Here is a 20,175-nt window from a genome sequence, read left to right on the forward strand (position 1 = left end):
ATAGGCGGGAAATCATCATTTCGCGTCCGTCTGGTGGAGAGGGGCTACAGCATGAGCAGCGCACGGGTGTCATCGCCGGGGTTCGTGACCGTTCTCGGGCGCGGCTACCGGCCCAAAGAAGTCGACACGTTCATCGCCGCGCTCTCCTCCGAACGCGACGCCGCCTGGGACCGGGTCACCCGGCTCACGGTGCTGGCCAAGGACATGGTGGTGGAGGCCAGACGGCTGCGGGAGGCCGTCACGGGCATCCAGCCGCAGTCGTACGACAGTCTCGGGGAGCGCGCACGGCAGGTGTTCGAGCTCGCCCAGGCGGAAGCGGCCGAGGTGCGTGACCGTGCCCGGCGGGACGCGGAGGAGGAGGTCGCGCAGGCCGAGGCGTACGCCGCCCAGCTGCGCGAGCAGGCGGAGGAGCAGGCGGAGGCGACGCGTACGGAGGCCAAGGAGCACGCCGAGAAGCGGCTGCTCGCCGCGCGTGCCGAGGCGCAGGGGATCAGGGTCACCGCCCGGCGCAAGGTGAAGGAGTTCCGTGGCGAGGCGCTCGACGAACTGCGGGAGGTGCGCCAGCGCACCGCCGGCCTGATCGTCGATCCGAAGAAGGTGCACGCCGAACTGATGGCCGCGGCGGACCGCGAGGCGGTCGAACGGGTCGCCGAGTTCGAGGCGGAGCACGCGCGGGCGGTGGCGCGCGCCGAGGAGGCCCTGGCCCAGGCGCAGCAAGAGCTCGTGGAGGCCGCGGAGATGACCCGGCGCAGAGAGGAGGAGGCACGCGCGCGTGCCGCCCAGATCCTCGCCGAGGCCCAGCTGCGGGCGGACCGCGTCGCCCAGGAGACGGAACGGGTGCTGCGCAAGCACAGCGAGGACTCGGACGAGGTGCGGGCGCACATGGACCAGGTGCAGGAGAGCCTGCAGGCGCTCACGGGGCGCCCGGCGGAGTGACCGCCGGTTTCCCCGTGCCCGCCGCGGCGTGAGGTGTCGTCAGTTCTCCTTCCGTACCGCTCCCGCCAGGATCCATCCCTCCACGGCCTCGTACTGGCGGCGTTGTTCCTCGGAGCCGCTGCGGCCCGAGGCCAGGGTGCCCAGCCAGCCGAAGGCGAAGCCGAGGGGGACGGTGAGGATGCCGGTGGTGGTGAAGGGGAACCAGTTGAAGTCGGCCTCGGGGAACGCGGCGACGGGCGAGCCGGAGACCAGGTTCGTGCCCGGCATGAGGAGCAGGACGGACAGGGTGCCGCCGATGAGGGTGCACAGCAGGCCGGTCCGGGTGTAGCGGCGCCAGAAGAGGCTGTAGACGAGGGCCGGGGCCAGCGCGGAGGCGCCCAGGCAGAAGGAGAAGGTGACCAGGGGCTGCAGGCTGCGGTGCTGGATCTGGGTGGCCAGCAGGATCGTCGGCGCGCCGACGGCCAGGGCGGACAGGCGGGCCACCAGCATCTCGCGGCGCGGTGAGGTCTCACGCGCGCGTGCGGCGAAGACGTCGTGGGCGAGGGAGTTGGCGCAGGCGAGGATCATTCCGGCGACGGAGGCGAGGACGGTCAGGAAGATGGCCGTGGTGACCGTCGTGAACAGCAGGGTTTCCGCCAGGGAGACGTCCGCGCCGAGGGCGGCCCGTGAGCCCAGCAGATAGGCGGTGTTGCCCTGGGGGTCCGCCCCGGCGATCACCGCGCGGCCGATCAGGGCCGTCGCGCCGAATCCGACGACCGTGATGACCAGCACGAACACGGCGACGCCCGAGACCGCCCAGGACAGCGAGCGGCGTACCTGGCGGGCGTTGGAGGCGGTGTACATGCGCATGGTGATGTGGGGCAGGCAGGCGCCGCCCAGCACCACCGACAGCTGGGACGTGATCATGTCGAGGCGGGGGTACGGGCCGCCGGCGAACTCCAGTCCGGAGCGCAGGAAGGCGTCGCCGACGCCGCTGCCCTGGGCGGCCGCGTCGAACAGGGCGCCCGGGTTCCAGTCGAAGCGGCCGAGGACGACGAGGGCGACGACGGTGCCGGAGCCGAGCAGCGTGACGATCTTCAGGATCTGGATGAGGGCGGTGCCCTTCATGCCGCCGATCGCCGCGTAGCTGATCATCAGCGCGCCCATGATCACGACGCAGCCGGTCTTCACGGCGTCGCCGGAGAACCCCAGGATGAACGCCAGGAGCTGTCCGGTGCCCGCGAGCTGCACCAGCATCATCGGCAGCAGCGCGGCGAGGGTGACGGCGCAGGCGGTGATCCGTACGGCGCGGCCGGGCGTCCGGCGGGTCAGGGCGTCGCCCATGGTGAACCGGCCGGCGTTGCGCAGGGGTTCGGCCAGCAGGAACATCAGCAGCATGAGCGACAGGGCCGTGCTGAGGGCGAGGACGACGCCGTCGTATCCGCACAGGGCGATGACTCCGCCGGTGCCCAGGACGGTGGCGGCGGAGATGTAGTCGCCGGCGATGGCGAGGCCGTTGCGCAGCGGGGAGAGGGAGCGGTAGCCGGTGTAGAACTCGTCGAGGTCGTCGCGGTCGGGGCCGGTCATCACGCACAGCAGCAGGGTGACGGTGGCGACGGCGGTGAAGGCGACGAGGGACATGGTCTGCGCGTCGCCGTTGAACTCGGTGAGGGAGGCGGCCCGGTGGGTGGTCATCGCGCGCCGCCCCGCTTCGCGTCGATCTCGGACAGTCTGCGGATGCGGTCGGCGAGCGGGTCGACCCGGCGCCGGGCCGTCTGTTCGTAGACGGCGATCGCCACCCCGGTGACGGGGAGCTGGATCAGCGCGAGGAGCAGTCCCGTGGGCAGTCCGGTGGTGACGGTGGCCGTCATCAGGGACGGGGCGAACGCGGACAGGATCAGGAACACCACGAAGTAGCCGAGCGCGGTGAGGGTGGCCACGCGCCGCTGGCGGCGGTAGGCGCCGCGCAGGATCCGCAGGTCGCTGTGGTGCCCCAGCGGGGTGTGGTGGTCGGGGCGCGGGCGGGCCGGGGCGGGCGGCGCGGCCTGCGGCTGCCAGGGGTAGGTCGGGCCGGACGGCGGCGGGTACGGGGACCCGGGTGGGCGGGTGTGCGGGGGTCGGGGCGGGTGGGGGTGCGGGCGGGACGGGTCGTGTGACATCCCGTGCTCCTTGCGTGGCTCGGGTCCGTGGCGGCGGACCGCAGGGAGTGGGGGGCGCGAGCCACGCACGTTACTTGGGAGTACGGCGTGTGCGAAGCCTTTTCACCGAACTGGCCGGTCGGTACGCGCTTACTGTACGATTCGGCCGCTGACCTGCGGTGTCACCCGCGTCAACCCCGCCCTTCACCGGGCAGGTCCCCGTCGTCCCCCAGTACCGGGAAGCGCCGCGGCGCCACGCACAGCAGCACCACGAAGGCGAGCGCGGCGGCGCAGGACGCGCCCAGGTACACGGCGTGCACGGCGCTCGCCACGGCGCGCCGCACGGTCTCGGGCGCCGTACCGGCGTCGAGTGCGCGGGTGACCGAGTCCAGGTCGCCCGCGCCGCCCAGGCGGGCGGCCAGCACCCCGTTGGCGACCGCGCCGAACACCGACGCGCCGACCGTCTGCCCGGTCTGCCGGCAGAACAGCACGGACGCCGTCGTCGTGCCGCGCTCCGACCAGCCGACCGTCGACTGCACCCCCACGAGCAGCGGCAGCTGGAAGAGCCCCAGCGCGGCACCGAGCAGCAGCATCAGCAGCGTCGGCTGCCAGGCCGCGCCGGGATACGGCAGGAACGGGAACGCCACCAGCACCAGCGCGGCCGCGCCGATGCCCAGCAGCGCGGTGTCCCGGAAGCCGATGCGCCGGTAGACGTGCTGGCTGAGGGCGGCGGACAGCGGCCAGCTCAGGGTCCACACGGAGAGGACGAAACCGGCGGCCACCGGCCCGAGACCCAGCACCGACTGGGCGTACGTCGGCAGGAACACCGAGGGCGCCACCATCAGCAGACCCAGCGCCCCCAGCGCCAGGTTGACGGCCGCGATCGTCCGCCGGCGCCACACCCAGCCGGGGATGACCGGCTGGGCCGCCCGGCGTTCGACGGCGACGACGAGCCCGGCCAGCGCCAGGCCCGTACCGAACAGGCCGAGCGACGGCCCCGACAGCCACGGCCAGGCCACCCCGCCCTGCACCAGCGCCGTCAGCAGCACCCCGCCGCAGGCGAACACGGCCGCCGCGCCCGCCCAGTCGACCCGCGCGCGGGCGGACGGCTCCGGCCCTGCCGCCCGCTGCGGCTCGTGCAGATGACGGACGATCAGCCACAACGCCACCGCCCCGATGGGCAGGTTGACCAGGAAGATCCAGCGCCAGTCCGCGTACGCCGCGAGCACCCCGCCCAGCGCCGGGCCCGCGACCGCCGAGACCGCCCACACCGTGGACAGCTTCGACTGGATCCTCGGCCGCTCCTTCAACGGGTACAGATCGGCGGCCAGCGTCTGCACCGTGCCCTGCAGCGCCCCGCCGCCCAGGCCCTGCACGACGCGAAAGGCGATCAGGGCCCCCATGTTCCAGGCCAGCGCGCACAGCAGCGAGCCGAGCAGGAACAGCGAGGCGCCCGCCACCAGCACCGGCTTGCGGCCGAAGGTGTCGGAGAGCTTGCCGTAGAGGGGCAGGGTGACCGTCACGGCGAGCAGATAGCCGGAGAACAGCCACGAGAAGACCGCGAACCCGCCCAGGTCGCCGACGATCTGCGGCACGGCCGTGGAGACGACGGTCGAGTCGAGGGCGGCCAGCGCCATGGAGAGCATCAGCGCGGCCACGACCGCGCCCCTCCTGTGCGCGCCCGTGCGCTGCCCCGCCACCTCCAGCGTCGCGGGTCTCGTGTCCCCCACCGGATGCCCTCCCCGACTCTTCCGTGCCCCTTGCAACCATCCGCCGCACGACAGCTTCCCATCCCGCCGCCGCCCAGGGGGAGAGGCGGCCCCTGGGCGACGGGACAAGGCCCCGCCCGGCGCCCGGCTTGACCTTCACGCGACGTGAGGGTGGAGCCTGACCGGGCCGGAGGGTGGAGTCGACCCCGAGAGGAGCTCCACCCGGCGGTGGAGTGCCCCTAGGGGTACCTCCGTACTACGTCTCGGGGAGGGTTCGTACCGGCGGAGGACGAGAGAGGCCGGGATGCCTTCTTAACCTGGCTTTACGCCGCTGGGGGTGGCCAGCCCCAGCGGCGGAGGGTGGGGTTAACCCCCCGGAAAGACGGGTCCCGGCCCCAGCGCGCCGGACCCCCTCCCGCCACCAGACTCTTCGACGTGGCGCTCCTCCCCACTCACCCACCGCGGTGGAGCGCCACCCCATGACTTCCGACATAGGAGACTTACCGTGACTTCGGCTGTGACCATTCCCAGGCACGGGGGCACTGGAGGGCGTACGGCCGTCGCCGCGCGGGCGCGGCAGGTCGTCAAGGCATACGGGTCCGGCGAGACCCGTGTCGTCGCCCTCGACCACGTCGACGTGGACATCGCCCGCGGCCAGTTCACCGCGATCATGGGCCCCTCCGGGTCCGGCAAGTCCACGCTGATGCACTGCCTCGCCGGTCTCGACACGGTGACGAGCGGCCAGATCTACCTGGACGACACCGAGATCACCGGCCTGAAGGACAAGAAGCTCACGCAGCTGCGCCGGGACCGGATCGGGTTCATCTTCCAGGCGTTCAACCTGCTGCCGACGCTGAACGCGATCGAGAACATCACGCTGCCCATGGACATCGCGGGCCGCAAGCCCGACAAGGCGTGGCTGGACAGGGTCGTGGAGACCGTCGGCCTCGCCGGCCGGCTCAAGCACCGCCCCACGCAGCTCTCCGGCGGCCAGCAGCAGCGCGTCGCCGTGGCCCGCGCCCTGGCGGCCCGGCCCGAGATCATCTTCGGTGACGAGCCGACCGGGAACCTCGACTCGCGCGCCGGCGCCGAGGTGCTGGGCTTCCTGCGCCGCTCGGTGGACGAGCTGGGCCAGACGATCGTGATGGTCACGCACGACCCGGTGGCGGCCTCGTACGCGGACCGGGTGCTGTATCTCGCCGACGGCCGGATCGTCGACGAGATGTTCAAGCCGACCGCCGAGACCGTGCTGGACCGTATGAAGGACTTCGACGCGCGGGGGCGTACGTCATGACCGTCTTGAAGACCTCGATGCGCAACTTCTTCGCGCACAAGGGACGGATGGCCCTGTCGGCCGTCGCGGTCCTGCTGTCGGTGGCGTTCGTCTGCGGCACGCTCGTGTTCACCGACACCATGAACACCACCTTCGACAAGCTGTTCGCCGCCACCTCCTCCGACGTCACGGTGAGCGCCAAGGGCGCCTCGGACACCGGTGAGACCACCTCGGGCAACGGCAAGCCGCCGGTCATGCCGGCCTCCGTGCTCGGCGAGGTGCGCGAGGCGCGGGGCGTGAAGGCGGCGGAGGGGTCCGTCTTCTCCAGCGCGGTGACCGTCGTCGACGCGGACAAGGACAACCTGTCGCCGTCCAGCGGCGCGCCGACCATCGTCGGCAGCTGGAACGCCAACGAAGCCCGCACCATGGAGATCACCTCCGGTACGGCGCCGAAGGGCTCCGGCCAGGTCATGGTGGACGCGGACACCGCCGACAAGCACCACCTGAGGCTCGGCGACGAGATCGGCGTGATCAGCGCGGTCGGCACGCACACCGCGCGGATCTCCGGCATCGCCACCTTCACCGTCACCAACCCCGGCGCGGCGATCTTCTACCTGGACACCAGGACGGCGCAGCAGGCCCTGGTCGGCGAGCCGGACGTCTACACCAACGTCAACGTCACGGCGGCGTCCGGTGTGAGCGACGCGCAGCTGAAGAAGAACGTGCTGGCGCGGCTCGGCACCGACTACAAGGTGCAGACCGCCAAGGAGACCGCCGACGCCAACCGCGCGGACGTCGGCGAGTTCATGAACGTCATGAAGTACGCGATGCTCGGCTTCGCCGGGATCGCCTTCCTCGTCGGCATCTTCCTGATCATCAACACCTTCTCGATGCTGGTCGCCCAGCGCACCCGTGAGATCGGCCTGATGCGGGCCATCGGCTCGTCCCGCAGGCAGGTCAACCGCTCGGTCCTGGCCGAGGCACTGCTCCTCGGCGTCGTCGGCTCGGTCCTCGGCGTCGGCGCGGGCGTCGGCCTCGCGATCGGCCTGATGAAGCTCATGGGCATGACCGGCATGAACCTGTCCACCGACGATCTGACGGTGGCCTGGACGACTCCGGTCATCGGCATGGTGCTCGGCGTCGTCGTCACCGTCCTGGCGGCCTACCTCCCGGCCCGCCGCGCCGGCAGGGTCTCCCCGATGGCCGCCCTGCGCGACGCGGGCGCCCCGGCCGACGCCAGGGCCGGTGCCGTACGGGCCGTCCTGGGGCTGCTGCTGACCGCCGGCGGCGGCTACGGCCTGTACGCGGCGACGGCGGCCGACCAGGCGGGCGAGGGCTCGATGTGGCTGGGCCTGGGTGTGGTGCTGAGCCTGATCGGCTTCGTGGTGATCGGCCCGCTGCTGGCCTCAGGAGTGGTCCGCGTCCTCGGCGCGGTCCTGCTGAGGGCCTTCGGCCCGGTCGGCCGCATGGCGGAACGCAACGCCCTGCGCAACCCGCGCCGCACCGGCGCCACGGGCGCCGCCCTGATGATCGGCCTGGCGCTGGTCGCCTGCCTGTCGGTCGTCGGCTCGTCCATGGTGGCCTCGGCCACCGACCAGCTCGACAAGTCCGTCGGCACCGACTTCATCATCCAGAACGACCGCGGCCGGCCGATCACCGCGCAGGCCGTGCAGGCCGTGAAGTCGACGCCGGGCCTGGAGCGCGTCACCGAGTACAAGGTCCTCGACGCCGATCTGAAGACTCCCGACGGCAAGACGTCCAGGAAGGAGACGATCAACGCGGCCGACCCGACGTACGCCACCGACCTGCGCACCGAGACGGTGGCCGGCGACCTCGCGGACGCCTACCGCCCCGGCTCGATGTCCGTCTTCGAGGGATTCGCCGAGGAGCACGGCATCAAGCTCGGCTCCAAGATCGACGTCGCCTTCAGGGACGGCACCACCGGGACGCTCACCGTGCGCGCGATCACCAGCGACGACGTCGTCATCGACAAGGGCGCGATGTACGCCTCGATCGCGACGGTCGCCCGGTACGTCCCCGCCGACAGGATGCCGCTGGACCAGCTGGTGTTCGCCACGGCGAAGGACGGTCAGCAGGACACCGCCTACAAGGCCCTCAAGTCCGCCCTGCACGACTATCCCCAGTACACGGTCCGCGACCAGACCGACTACAAGCAGGCGCTGAAGGACCAGATCGGCCAGCTCCTCAACCTGATCTACGGCCTCCTGGCCCTGGCGATCGTGGTCGCGGTCCTGGGCGTGGTGAACACCCTCGCCCTGTCGGTCGTGGAGCGCACGAGGGAGATCGGCCTGATGCGGGCGATCGGCCTCTCCCGCCGCCAGCTGCGCCGCATGATCCGCATGGAGTCGGTGGTCATCGCCCTCTTCGGTGCCCTCCTCGGCCTCGGCCTGGGCATGGGCTGGGGCGCCACCGCCCAGCAGCTCCTCGCCCTCGAGGGCTTCGCCGTCCTCGAGATCCCCTGGCCGACCATCACCGGCGTGTTCATCGGCTCGGCCTTCGTGGGCCTGTTCGCCGCCCTGATCCCCGCCTTCCGCGCCGGCCGCATGAACGTCCTCAACGCCATCGCAACCGACTGACCCCTTCCCCCACAACCCACTTCACCCGACCCCGGACCCGACACCGAGAAGCCACGGGGGGCTTCTCGGCGCCGGGTCCGCGGGGGTTGTGGGGGGGGCGGGGTGGGGTGGGGTGGTGCTGGGCGTGGGGACGGCTGCGGAGTCGAGGGGGCGGCCGCCTCGTGCGGGGTGCTGGGGCGGAGCCCCGCAGGGGGCAGGGGGCGGAGCCCTTGGTGGGGGGCGGTGGGGCGGAGCCCCGGGGGACGGGAAGGGTGACGGCGGCGGGGGGCGAGAAAATGTTCGATTCGTGCCCCGCGCGCCCCGAGGGTTGTCCACAGCCCCCGGCGAACCGCACCGGCCCGTCGTACTCTGGACACCCCCGGCCCGTGACACGCGTCGGGCCCTTCGCGTTGCCCACCCCGGGCCAGGTACCCCGGACCCGAAGCCCCGACCCCTCGGACGAAAGCCCCCCTCATGAGCCTGCACGGTCTGCTCGACGCCGTCGTCAAGGACCCCGCCCTCGCGGAAGCGATCCCCGCGGCCGCGGACGGCAACCGCATGCACGTCGACCTGGTCGGCCCCCCGGCGGCCCGCCCCTTCGCCATCGCCGCACTGGCCCGCGAGACCGGCCGCCCGGTCCTCGCGGTGACGGCCACCGGCCGCGAGGCCGAGGACCTGGCAGCCGCCCTGCGCTCCCTGCTCCCCGCGGACGGCGTCGTCGAGTACCCCTCCTGGGAGACCCTCCCGCACGAGCGCCTCAGCCCCCGCAGCGACACCGTCGGCCGCCGCCTCGCCGTCCTGCGCCGCCTGTCCCACCCCCGCCCCGACGACCCCGAGACGGGCCCGGTCTCGGTGGTCGTGGCGCCCGTACGGTCCGTGCTCCAGCCGCAGGTCAAGGGCCTCGGCGACCTGGAGCCGGTGGCCCTGCGCACCGGCCAGCAGGCCGATCTCGGCGACACCGTCGCGGCCCTCGCGGCCGCCGCCTACGCGCGCGTGGAGCTCGTCGAGAAGCGCGGCGAGTTCGCCGTACGCGGCGGCATCCTGGACGTGTTCCCGCCCACCGAGGAACACCCCCTGCGCATCGAGTTCTGGGGCGACGACGTCGAGGAGATCCGCTACTTCAAGGTCGCCGACCAGCGTTCCCTGGAGGTCGCCGAACACGGCCTGTGGGCACCCCCGTGCCGCGAGCTCCTCCTCACCGACGAGGTCCGCTCACGCGCGCGTGCCCTCGCCGAGGCGCACCCCGAGCTGGGCGAGCTGCTGGGCAAGATCGCCGAGGGGATCGCCGTGGAGGGCATGGAGTCCCTCGCCCCGGTTCTGGTCGACGACATGGAGCTGCTGATCGACGTCCTCCCCAAGGGCGCGATGGCCGTCGTGTGCGACCCGGAGCGGGTACGCACGCGTGCCGCGGACCTCGTGGCCACCTCGCAGGAGTTCCTCCAGGCGTCCTGGGCGGCCACGGCCGGCGGCGGCGAGGCGCCCATCGACGTCGGCGCGGCCTCCCTGTGGTCGATCGCGGACGTCCGTGACCGGGCCCGCGAGCTGGACATGATGTGGTGGTCGGTGTCGCCGTTCGCCGCGGACCTCGAACTGGAGGCGGACACCCTCCAGCTCGGCATGCACGCCCCGGAGACCTATCGCGGCGACACCGCGAAGGCCCTCGCCGACACCAAGGGCTGGCTCGCCGACGGCTGGCGCGTCGTCTTCGTCACCGAGGGCCACGGCCCCGCCGCCCGCACCGTCGAGGTGCTCGGCGGCGAGGGTGTCGCGGCCCGCCTGGACATCGACCTCACCGACCTGAGCCCTTCCCTCGTCCACGTCTCCTGCGGCTCGATCGACTACGGCTTCGTCGACCCGGTGCTCCGCCTCGCCGTCCTCACCGAGACCGACCTGTCGGGCCAGAAGGCGGCGGGCAAGGACGGCGCGCGCATGCCGGCGCGGCGCCGGAAGACCATCGACCCGCTCACCCTGGAGGCGGGCGACTACATCGTCCACGAACAGCACGGCGTGGGCCGCTACATCGAGATGGTGCAGCGCACGGTGCAGGGCGCCACCCGCGAGTACCTGGTCGTGGAGTACGCCCCCGCCAAGCGCGGCCAGCCCGGCGACCGCCTCTACATCCCCACCGACCAGCTGGAGCAGATCACCAAGTACGTCGGCGGCGAGGCGCCCACGCTGCACCGGCTGGGCGGCGCGGACTGGACGAAGACCAAGGCGCGCGCGAAGAAGGCCGTCAAGGAGATCGCCGCCGACCTGATCAAGCTGTACAGCGCCCGCATGGCGGCGCCGGGGCACGCCTTCGGCGCGGACACCCCGTGGCAGCGCGAGCTGGAGGACGCCTTCCCCTACGCGGAGACCCCCGACCAGCTGACCACCATCGCCGAGGTCAAGGACGACATGGAGAAGACGGTCCCGATGGACCGCCTGATCTGCGGCGACGTCGGGTACGGCAAGACGGAGATCGCGGTCCGCGCCGCCTTCAAGGCGGTCCAGGACGGCAAGCAGGTCGCCGTGCTGGTCCCGACGACGCTCCTGGTGCAGCAGCACTTCGGCACCTTCTCCGAGCGGTACGCGCAGTTCCCGGTGAACGTGAGGGCCCTGTCCCGCTTCCAGACCGACACGGAGGCCAAGGCGGTCCTGGAGGGACTGCGCGAGGGCTCGGTGGACGTCGTCATCGGCACCCACCGCCTGTTCTCCTCGGAGACCAAGTTCAAGGACCTCGGGCTGGTCATCGTCGACGAGGAGCAGCGCTTCGGCGTCGAGCACAAGGAGCAGCTGAAGAAGCTCCGCGCGAACGTCGACGTGCTGACCATGTCCGCGACCCCCATCCCGCGCACCCTGGAGATGGCGGTCACCGGCATCCGCGAGATGTCGACGATCACGACCCCGCCGGAGGAGCGCCACCCGGTGCTCACCTTCGTCGGGCCGTACGAGCAGAAGCAGATCGGCGCCGCCATCCGCCGCGAACTCCTCCGTGAGGGCCAGGTCTTCTACATCCACAACCGGGTCGAGTCGATCGACCGCGCGGCCGCCCGGCTGCGCGAGTTCGTGCCGGAGGCGCGCATCGCCACCGCCCACGGCCAGATGTCGGAGTCCGCGCTCGAACAGGTCGTCGTGGACTTCTGGGAGAAGAAGTTCGACGTGCTCGTCTCGACGACGATCGTCGAGTCCGGCATCGACATCTCCAACGCCAACACCCTGATCGTGGAGCGCGGCGACACCTTCGGCCTGTCCCAGCTGCACCAGCTGCGCGGCCGCGTCGGCCGGGGCCGCGAGCGCGGCTACGCCTACTTCCTCTACCCGCCGGAGAAGCCCCTGACGGAGACCGCCCACGAGCGCCTGGCCACCATCGCCCAGCACACGGAGATGGGCGCGGGCATGTACGTGGCGATGAAGGACCTGGAGATCCGCGGCGCGGGCAACCTCCTCGGCGGCGAGCAGTCCGGCCACATCGCGGGCGTCGGCTTCGACCTGTACGTGCGGATGGTCGGCGAGGCCGTCGCGGACTACCGGCGTCAGCTGGAGACCGGCGGGATCGAGGAGGAGCCGCCGCTCGAGGTCAAGATCGAGCTGCCCGTCGACGCGCACGTCCCGCACGACTACGCGCCCGGCGAGCGGCTGCGTCTGCAGGCCTACCGGGCCATCGCCTCCGCCAACTCGGAGGAGGACGTCAAGGCCGTGCGCGAGGAACTCGTCGACCGCTACGGCAAGCTGCCCGAGCCGGTGGAGAACCTGCTGCTGGTGGCGGGCCTGCGCATGCTGGCCCGTGCGTGCGGTGTCGGCGAGATCGTCCTGCAGGGCACCAACATCCGCTTCGCGCCGGTGGAGTTGAGGGAGTCGCAGGAGCTGCGCCTGAAGCGCCTGTACCCCGGTTCCGTCATCAAGCCGGCGGTCCATCAGATCCTGGTGCCGCGCCCGAAGACCGCGAAGGTCGGCGGCAAGCCGCTGGTCGGGCGGGAACTGCTGGGCTGGGTCGGCGAGTTCCTGGCGTCGGTACTGGGCTCGTAGGACGCTCGTAGGACGGCTCCCGCCCTCACGCGGGCGTTGGACCTCGACGCCGGCGGCCGGGTCGGCCGTGCCGGCGGGGGCGGCCGCACTGGCCCGGCGCGCCGCCGAGCGGCGGACACGGCGGGCCGGCCGCTCGCGGCGGCCGACGCCGCGCTGGAGTGGCCGGCCGGGCCCGCCTCCCGCTCGGGCGTCGGTCACGATCCTGCGCGCCCACCGCGGCGGCGGTCGTCTCGCGGCCCTGCTCGCCGCCGGCCCGGACCGGCCGCGGTGGCGGTGTCCTTCGCCGCGACAGGCGCCGGGTCCGTCCAGTGCTTCGGAAGCCGTGGCCGGCCTGCCGAGGAGTGGCCGCGGTGGCACGGGAGCGCCTGGCCGCAAGGGGCCCGGGAGAGCCGGACGGTGCGGCGACGGAGGCGGGCCGGGGTCTGCGCCGCCGCGTGGAGCGGCACACCGGCCGCCTGGCCCCCGGCCCCCGGCGGGGGAGCCCTCCGTGGGAGGCGCCGCAGCCGGGGCGTGTTCACGGGGAAGCCGCCCGCGGGAGGTGAGGCGGCGCGGACGGCTTCTTCACCGTGGTGTGCGGGGCCCGGTACCGGGCTACTGCCCCTCGGGCCGGTCGGGCCGTTCGCGGTCCATGCCGAGCGTGCCCTCGATCCGCTGCTGGGCGTCGTCGACCTGGCTCTGGTACTTGTCGCCCGTTCTCTCGTTGACCTTCCGTTCCGCGGCGTCGGAGGTGTCCTTCGCCTTGGAGTGGTGCCTGAACCTGTCGAGGATGCCCATCGAGAGCTCCTTCCGGAGGTGACTCATCACCGACGATATTCCCGAGATGCGGCAGATGCCCACTTGAGGCCCAGGTGGTCTGGACCTCCCGGACGCCGCCGCACGTCCCGTCGGTACGGTGTGCACCAGCGTCCGCCGGGGAAACCGCCCTGTGCGGGGTGGCAGCGGCAGGCAAGGGGAGGGGCGCGCGGGATGCGTCTGAGGGGTGGAGCGGCGACCGCCGCCATGCTGATGTGCGCGACGGTCACCGCGGCGGTGGCCGGCTGCACCGGCCAGACCACAGGATCCGGGCTCGGATCCGGAGCGGATGCCGGGTCGGGACCGGAGGCGAGCGGCGGAGCGGCTCTCGCGGCCGCCGACGCGCTCACGGTGAAGGGGCGCGCGCCCAGGACCGGCTACGAGCGGGACAAGTTCGGCACCGCGTGGGCGGACACGGATTCCAACGGCTGCGACACCCGCGACGACATACTCAAACGCGACCTGGAGGAGGTGAGGTTCACCGGAGGCACCTGCAAGGTGTCCTACGGCGTGCTGGAGTCCGACCCGTACTCCGGCAAGGACGTCACCTACCGGCGCGGCGCCAGCAAGGTCGACATCGACCATGTCGTCGCCCTGTCCGACGCCTGGCAGAAGGGCGCCAAGTACTGGGACGCGAGCAAACGGATCGCCCTCGCCAACGATCCCCTCAACCTCCTGGCGGTCGACGCGAGCACCAACCGTTCCAAGGGCGACGGCGACACGGCGACCTGGCTGCCGCCCAACAAGGCCTACCGGTGCACCTATGTCGCGGCCCAGGTCGCCGTGAAGAAGAAGTACGGCCTGTGGGTCACCGCGGCGGAGAAGTCCGCGATGGAGAAGGTCCTCTCCTCCTGCCCGGACCAGAGACTCCCCACCGGCGGCAACCCGACGAAGGCACCGGAGCGCTTCCACGCGGGCTGAGCCCCGGCCGGGCCGCGTCACGCTCCGACCGCCGGCCCGGGCCTGCCGCACCGCCGCGAAAAACCTTTCCCGCCCGGGCATCGTCCTGCCTACGGTGGCCCCATGACGTTCAAGGTCTCCAGCCTCGCCGACCGTCCCGAGATGCTCGGCCCGGTCCAGGACATGCCCGACACCTGGGCGGAGTTCACGACCCAGGACCCGGTCGGCAACGCGCACTACCCGCGGATCCCCGTCGAGTTCCCGGAGTACGTCCTGTTCGCGGAGGACGAGGGGGGCGAGATCGTCGCGCACGCCTACAGCGTGCCGTTCGTCCTGCACACCGAGGGGCGGGAAGAGCTGCCGGCGCGGGGATGGGACCAGGTGCTGGTGTGGGCCTTCGCCGACCGGCGGCGCGGGGCGCGGCCGGACACGGTGAGCGCGATCTCGATCGTGGTCGCCCCGCACGCCCAGGGCCTGGGCCTGTCCGGGCTGATGCTGTCGGCGATGCGGGACGGCGCCAGGGCGAAGGGGTTCGGCGAGGTGGTCGCGCCCGTCCGGCCGAACGCCAAGCATCTGGAGCCGCACACCCCGATCGAGGAGTACGCGCACCGGGTGCGGGAGGACGGGCTGCCGTGCGACCCGTGGCTGCGGGTGCACGCGCGGGCCGGGGCGCGCATCGAGCGGGTGGCGCCGGCGTCGATGACGGTGTCGGCCTCACTGGCCGAGTGGCGCCGCTGGACCGGGCTGCCCTTCGACACCCGGGGCGACGTCGAGGTGCCCGGCGCGCTGGTACCGGTGCGGTGCGAGCCGGATCGGGACTACGCGGTGTACGTCGAGCCGAACGTATGGATGCGGCACGCCCTGTGACGGCCCCCGGCACGGGGCCACCGCCCTACCGCCCGTACGGATATCCCTGCTGATACGGCGGCTGTCCGTACGCCGGCATGGCCGGCACCGGCCGGGTCTTCTTGTCGAACAGCGCGAAGAGCAGCAGCACGGTCGCCACCAGCAGCGTCACCACCGCGGCGATGCCGAGGAAGGGGTCACCGTCGCTGTCGTTGGAGTTCACCGCCCACGGCAGGGTCACGACCTCGTACAGCGCGAACGACGCGAACGCTCCCCAGTCGGAGGGGCGGCCGCGGCGCAGCGCCACATAGAAGAAGGGCACCCACACCAGCAGGCCCAGGGAGAACCACCCCAGGGCGGCCCAGGCCAGCCGCTGGAACCAGCCGCCCTCGAGCCGCTTCTGCGCACCCGTCGTTGTCGTCGTCGCCATCCTCATCCCGCCCCCAGGTCGTCCAGGGGCAAGGGTAGGCCACGGCCGGGCAGTCCCGGACCTCCCTTTCTTTACTGTGACATGAGCGAATCTTGTCGCTACGGGGATCATGTGTTGTGCGATCACAGGGGTGCCGCACGCTACGGTGCGATCCGCTTCGCACATACATACGTACAGTTGAACGAACGGTGGGGTGGGGATGGCCGAGCACCGGCAGTCCAGAAAGCGCAGATACATCACCTGGGGTGTGGCCGGGGCCGCCGTCCTCGCGGGGGCCGGGATCGCCGCGCAGACCTCGATGGCGGCCACCACCTGGCCCGCGCAGAAGACGTACACGGGCCGTGCCTTCGACACCTGCGCCGCGCCCTCCCTGGCCGCGATGAAGGCATGGAAGGCCGACGGCTTCTACAGCGGGGCCGCCGTCTACGTCGGCGGCAAGAACCGCGGCTGCAACCAGCCCAACCTCACCGCCTCCTGGGTGAAGTCGGTCAACACGCTCGGCTGGAAGCTCATCCCGATCTACGTCGGCGCCCAGCCGCCCTGCCAGACCGGCTCGAGCCCCGAGAAGATCACCGCCGCCACGGCCACCTCCCTGGGCGCCACGGACGCGGCGGACGCCGTCGCCAAGGCCTCCGCGCTCGGCATGAAGGCCGGCAGCCCGATCTACCTCGACATGGAGGCGTACGACATCACGAACAAGTCGTGCAACGACGCCGTCCTCGCCTACGTCCGCTCCTTCACCAAGACCCTGCGCGCCAAGGTGTACCGCGCCGGCTACTACGGCTTCAGCAGCTCCAGCGCCAAGGCGATCGCCACCGCCACCGACAAGACGGACCTGCCGGGCAACCTGTGGTACGCGCTGTGGGACAAGCAGAACACCACGACCACCGACTGGCCGTGGGGCTCCACGCAGTACACCGGCCACAGCCGCGGCCACCAGTACCTCGTCAACAGCAAGGAGACCCGCGGCGGTTACACCATCACGGTGGACCGCGACGCGTGGGACGCCCCGGTCGCCATCGTCGGCTGAGGCGGAGCTCCTCCTCGTGGGCGCCGCGCGCGGGAGCGCACGCGGGCGCCCCGGCGGCGGGCGGGGCCGACCTCTCGCACCGACGAGCGGACGGCCCACGGGTGAGGCGGTGCCCGAAGTCCTGGTGAATCGTTGGTCCAATGGGTTGGCCCCAGGCCCGCCACTGCCTACCATCGATCACCGCAAGACTTTGTGCACCGTCGCACAATCTCCGACCGGGAGGTTCCCTTGCACCGCCGCCGTCGTCGCACCGCGTTCCTGCTGTCCGCCGCGATCATGGCGGCTCCCCTTCTCACCGCCTGCGGGAACGACGCGCATCCCGGCGCGGCGGCCGTCGTCGGCGGCCAGCGGATCACCGTCGCGCAGCTGGAGAGCCGGGTGGACGAGGTGCGCACGGCCCAGCGGGCCGCCGTCGCCGACGACGCCCAGTACGCACAGGTCGTCGCCCAGACCGGCGCCCTCACCCGCGACATCCTGCACGGCATGGTCGTGGACCGGGTGCTGGACCGCGCGGCCGCGGACGCGGGCATCAGCGTCAGCCGCCGGGAGGTCCAGCAGGCGCGGGCCGGACTGGAGCAGCAGGCGGGTGGCGTCCAGGGCCTGGAGACCTCGTGGCTCCAGCAGTACGGCATTCCGCCGCAGCGCATCGACGAGAACCTCCGCCTCCAGCTGGAGGCCCAGAAGCTCGCCACCAAGCTCGGCACCACCACCAGCGAGCCCGCCTTCTGGAGCGCCCTGTCCGGCACGGCGAAGACGCTCGACGTCGACGTCAACCCGCGCTACGGCAGCTGGGACGTCCAGAAGGTCAGCCGCGTGGACGTGAAGACGCCGTGGGTACGGGAGGTCACGTCGGCGGGGACCCAGCAGACGACGTGACGACGTGACGTGACGACGCGGCGCCCGCGGTGAGCCCGGGCGCCCCGCCCGCGGTGTGACGGTATGACCGGTCACCCCGGCCTGTGGACAACCGATCGAGGCGGCCGCCGGGAGTGGGTTACGTTCGGGGTGTGAACGCAACGAGCGCGACGAGCGAGACTCCCGACGGCCCCTCCGACCCCGGCCGAGTCATCCTGCTCACCACCAGCCACCGGGTCGCCCCCGGCCTGCTGTCCTGGCCCGCCTGGCAGGCCCTGCGCACGGCGGACCGCGTCCTGTGCGCCGACGGCGCCCATCCGCAGCTGCCGTATCTGCGCGAGGCCGGCACAGCGGTGGACGAGACGTCGATATCCGCCGAGGACCTGGTCACCGCCTGCGCCGGCGGCCGCACGGTGGTGATCGTCGCGACCGGCGAGGGCGAACCGGCCCTGACGGACGGCCTCGCCCGCCTGGCCGGCTCGGGCAGGGTCCCGATGCCCGAGCTGGAACTGCTCCCCGCCTCCTACGACCTGCCCGGGGCCCGCCTCCTCGACCTGATCCAGGTGATGGACCGCATCCGGCGGGAGTGCCCCTGGTCCTCCCGGCAGACCCACAAGGGCCTCGCGAAGTACGGCATCGAGGAGGCCTACGAACTCGTCGAGGCCATCGAGGACGGCGACCGCGACGAACTCCGCGAGGAACTGGGCGACGTCCTGCTCCAGGTCGTCTTCCACGCCCGCATCGCCGAGGAGGACGAGGAGTCCCCCTTCTCCATCGACGACGTGGCGGCGACGATCGTCACCAAGCTCATCCACCGCCACCCCCATGTCTTCGGCGACGCCACGGCCACCACGCCCGAAGAGGTCAAGGAGCACTGGCTCCGCACGAAGGCGGTGGAGAAGCGCCGCGAGTCGGTCACCGACGGCATCCCCCTGCACCAGCCGGGGCTGGCGCTGGCCGCCAAGCTGGCGTCCCGTGTGCGCTCGGCGGGTCTGGAGGTACCGCTGCCCGCGGCGGAGGGCATCGGCTACGAACTGCTGGCACTGGCCGCCCGGGCCGAGTCGGAGGGCGTCGACCCGGAGGCGGCACTGCGGGCGGCGGCCCGGGCCTACCGGGACGCGATACGCGGCGCCGAGGGGGTGCGGGGATAGGACGGCGGGCTCGCGGTGAGGAGGGACCGGGGTCCGGTGCGCGGGGCGATCCCGGATACCGTCGATGCGTGACCGACCAGCCCCACCCCCCGACCCCCACCCCACCGGCCCCGGAACTCTTCACCTGGGAGTTCGCCACCGACCCCTACCCCGCCTACGCCTGGCTCCGCGAGCACGCCCCCGTGCACCGGACCCGGCTGCCCAGCGGTGTGGAGGCCTGGCTGGTCACCCGTTACCCCGACGCGAAGCAGGCCCTGGCCGACCAGCGGCTCTCCAAGAACCCCGCGCATCACGACGAGCCCGCGCACGCCAAGGGGAAGACCGGCATCCCCGGTGAGCGCAAGGCCGAGCTGATGACGCACCTGCTGAACATCGACCCGCCGGACCACACCCGGCTGCGGCGGCTGGTCAGCAAGGCGTTCACACCGCGCCGGGTCGCCGAGTTCGCGCCCCGTGTGCAGGAGCTGACCGACCAGCTCATCGACCGGTTCGCCGGGAAGGGCGAGGCCGACCTGATCCACGACTTCGCCTTCCCCCTGCCCATCTACGCCATCTGCGACCTCCTCGGCGTCCCCCGCGAGGACCAGGACGACTTCCGGGACTGGGCGGGCATGATGATCCGTCATGGCAAGGGCCCCCGGGGCGGTGTCGCGCGGTCGGTGAAGAAGATGCGCGGCTATCTGCTGGAGCTCATCCACCGCAAGCGCGCGGACCTCCCCGCGGAACCCGTCCCGGGCGAGGACCTCATCTCCGGCCTCATCCGCGCCTCCGACCACGGCGAGCACCTCACCGAGAACGAGGCCGCGGCCATGGCCTTCATCCTTCTCTTCGCCGGCTTCGAGACGACCGTCAACCTCATCGGCAACGGCACCTACGCCCTTCTCACCCACCCCGGCCAGCGGGACCGGCTCCAGCGGTCCCTGGCCCGGGGCGAACACGGGCTCCTGGAGACCGGCGTCGAGGAACTGCTCCGCTACGACGGCCCCGTCGAACTCGCCACCTGGCGTTTCGCCACCGAACCCCTCAGCCTCGGCGGGCAGGACATCGCCCCCGGCGACCCCGTCCTCGTCGTCCTCGCCGCCGCCGACCGCGACCCCGCCCGCTTCACCGACCCCGACACCCTCGACCTCTCCCGGCGCGACAACCAGCACCTCGGCTACGGCCACGGCATCCACTACTGCCTGGGCGCCCCCCTCGCCCGTCTCGAGGGCCAGACCGCCCTGGCCACCCTCCTCACCCGTCTCCCCGACCTCCGACTCGCCGCGGACCCGGCCGACTTGAGATGGCGTGGCGGGCTCATCATGCGCGGACTGCGCACCTTGCCCGTGGAGTTCACTCCGGTCCGTGACTGACCAGTGGCTGATCGACATCTGATCGTGAGTCAGCCGGATTGTGACCGTCTCGCGCGGCAAAGGTGACCGACCCTCAAGTCTGTGATCTTCACGTGATCTGCGCGGCATTAACTTGTGACAAGTGATCGTCTGCCGATACGTTCACTCGCTAGCGCGGCGAACCCGTGTGTGCTCACTCGCACGCCGCGCCGTTTGCCGCT

The 20,175-nt window shown here is 72.1% G+C and carries 15 protein-coding genes; 10 read left to right on the top strand and 5 right to left on the bottom strand.

Translation table 11 applies throughout. The annotated features are described in order from the left end of the window. Positions 1 to 51: 51 nt before the first annotated feature. Complete coding sequence (locus ACFY2L_RS35725; protein ID WP_390659080.1) at positions 52 to 936, top strand: cellulose-binding protein; 885 nt, start codon at positions 52 to 54, stop codon at positions 934 to 936. Between the two features lie 39 nt (positions 937 to 975). On the opposite strand, the gene ACFY2L_RS35730 is transcribed toward ACFY2L_RS35725, so the two are convergent. From ACFY2L_RS35730 to ACFY2L_RS35740, 3 genes are all read right to left on the bottom strand, one after another. After that, positions 976 to 2,610, bottom strand: coding sequence for a cation acetate symporter (locus tag ACFY2L_RS35730; RefSeq protein WP_390659079.1), 1,635 nt, complete (start codon positions 2,608 to 2,610; stop codon positions 976 to 978). Further along, positions 2,607 to 3,074, bottom strand: a complete 468-nt coding sequence (locus ACFY2L_RS35735; RefSeq protein WP_390659078.1) for a DUF485 domain-containing protein — start codon at positions 3,072 to 3,074, stop codon at positions 2,607 to 2,609. Before ACFY2L_RS35735 ends, ACFY2L_RS35730 begins: the two co-directional genes overlap by 4 nt. Before the next feature lie 170 nt (positions 3,075 to 3,244). Further along, the gene (locus ACFY2L_RS35740; RefSeq protein WP_390824425.1) at positions 3,245 to 4,783 is read right to left on the bottom strand and encodes an MFS transporter; all 1,539 of its coding nucleotides are present in this window, start codon (positions 4,781 to 4,783) and stop codon (positions 3,245 to 3,247) included. 484 nt (positions 4,784 to 5,267) lie between these two features. Here ACFY2L_RS35740 and ACFY2L_RS35745 point away from each other — a divergent pair, with 484 nt between their 5' ends. The 3 genes from ACFY2L_RS35745 (at position 5,268) to mfd (ending at position 12,619) form a co-directional block, all read left to right on the top strand. Then, positions 5,268 to 6,056: an ABC transporter ATP-binding protein gene (locus tag ACFY2L_RS35745; protein WP_390659076.1), complete on the top strand. Its 789-nt coding sequence runs from the start codon at positions 5,268 to 5,270 to the stop codon at positions 6,054 to 6,056. Continuing rightward, positions 6,053 to 8,632 (top strand): ABC transporter permease, encoded by a 2,580-nt coding sequence (locus ACFY2L_RS35750; RefSeq protein ID WP_390824426.1) that lies wholly within the window; start codon positions 6,053 to 6,055, stop codon positions 8,630 to 8,632. Before ACFY2L_RS35745 ends, ACFY2L_RS35750 begins: the two co-directional genes overlap by 4 nt. 453 nt (positions 8,633 to 9,085) lie before the next feature. Then, a complete protein-coding gene (mfd, locus tag ACFY2L_RS35755) occupies positions 9,086 to 12,619 on the top strand; it encodes a transcription-repair coupling factor (protein ID WP_390659074.1) in 3,534 nt (1,177 codons plus the stop codon). Between the two features lie 591 nt (positions 12,620 to 13,210). Here mfd and ACFY2L_RS35760 read toward each other — a convergent pair. Continuing rightward, positions 13,211 to 13,393 carry an antitoxin gene (locus ACFY2L_RS35760; protein WP_390659486.1) on the bottom strand — a complete coding sequence of 61 codons (183 nt, stop codon included), beginning with the start codon at positions 13,391 to 13,393 and terminating at the stop codon, positions 13,211 to 13,213. A gap of 192 nt (positions 13,394 to 13,585) precedes the next feature. On the opposite strand from ACFY2L_RS35760, the gene ACFY2L_RS35765 reads away from it, so the two are divergent. Both ACFY2L_RS35765 and ACFY2L_RS35770 read left to right on the top strand, forming a co-directional pair. Then, the gene (locus tag ACFY2L_RS35765) at positions 13,586 to 14,332 is read left to right on the top strand and encodes an HNH endonuclease family protein (RefSeq protein ID WP_390824427.1); all 747 of its coding nucleotides are present in this window, start codon (positions 13,586 to 13,588) and stop codon (positions 14,330 to 14,332) included. A 102-nt stretch (positions 14,333 to 14,434) separates the two neighbouring features. Continuing rightward, positions 14,435 to 15,178, top strand: a complete 744-nt coding sequence (locus ACFY2L_RS35770) for an N-acetyltransferase (RefSeq protein WP_390824428.1) — start codon at positions 14,435 to 14,437, stop codon at positions 15,176 to 15,178. Between the two features lie 25 nt (positions 15,179 to 15,203). Here ACFY2L_RS35770 and ACFY2L_RS35775 read toward each other — a convergent pair whose 3' ends face one another. After that, complete coding sequence (locus tag ACFY2L_RS35775; RefSeq protein ID WP_390659071.1) at positions 15,204 to 15,587, bottom strand: hypothetical protein; 384 nt, start codon at positions 15,585 to 15,587, stop codon at positions 15,204 to 15,206. 199 nt (positions 15,588 to 15,786) lie between these two features. Here ACFY2L_RS35775 and ACFY2L_RS35780 point away from each other — a divergent pair, with 199 nt between their 5' ends. The 4 genes from ACFY2L_RS35780 to ACFY2L_RS35795 all read left to right on the top strand — a co-directional run bounded on the left by ACFY2L_RS35780 (position 15,787) and on the right by ACFY2L_RS35795 (position 19,975). After that, entirely contained in the window at positions 15,787 to 16,617 is an 831-nt protein-coding gene (locus ACFY2L_RS35780; protein WP_390659070.1) for a glycoside hydrolase domain-containing protein, read from the top strand. Between the two features lie 228 nt (positions 16,618 to 16,845). Next, a complete protein-coding gene (locus tag ACFY2L_RS35785; protein WP_390659069.1) occupies positions 16,846 to 17,493 on the top strand; it encodes a SurA N-terminal domain-containing protein in 648 nt (215 codons plus the stop codon). A gap of 131 nt (positions 17,494 to 17,624) precedes the next feature. After that, entirely contained in the window at positions 17,625 to 18,623 is a 999-nt protein-coding gene (locus tag ACFY2L_RS35790; protein ID WP_390659068.1) for a nucleoside triphosphate pyrophosphohydrolase, read from the top strand. Between the two features lie 68 nt (positions 18,624 to 18,691). Further along, complete coding sequence (locus ACFY2L_RS35795; RefSeq protein ID WP_390824429.1) at positions 18,692 to 19,975, top strand: cytochrome P450; 1,284 nt, start codon at positions 18,692 to 18,694, stop codon at positions 19,973 to 19,975. The last annotated feature ends 200 nt before the right edge of the window (positions 19,976 to 20,175 follow it).

The sequence above is a fragment of the Streptomyces sp. NPDC001381 genome, assembly GCF_042895685.1.
Lineage (GTDB): Bacteria > Actinomycetota > Actinomycetes > Streptomycetales > Streptomycetaceae > Streptomyces.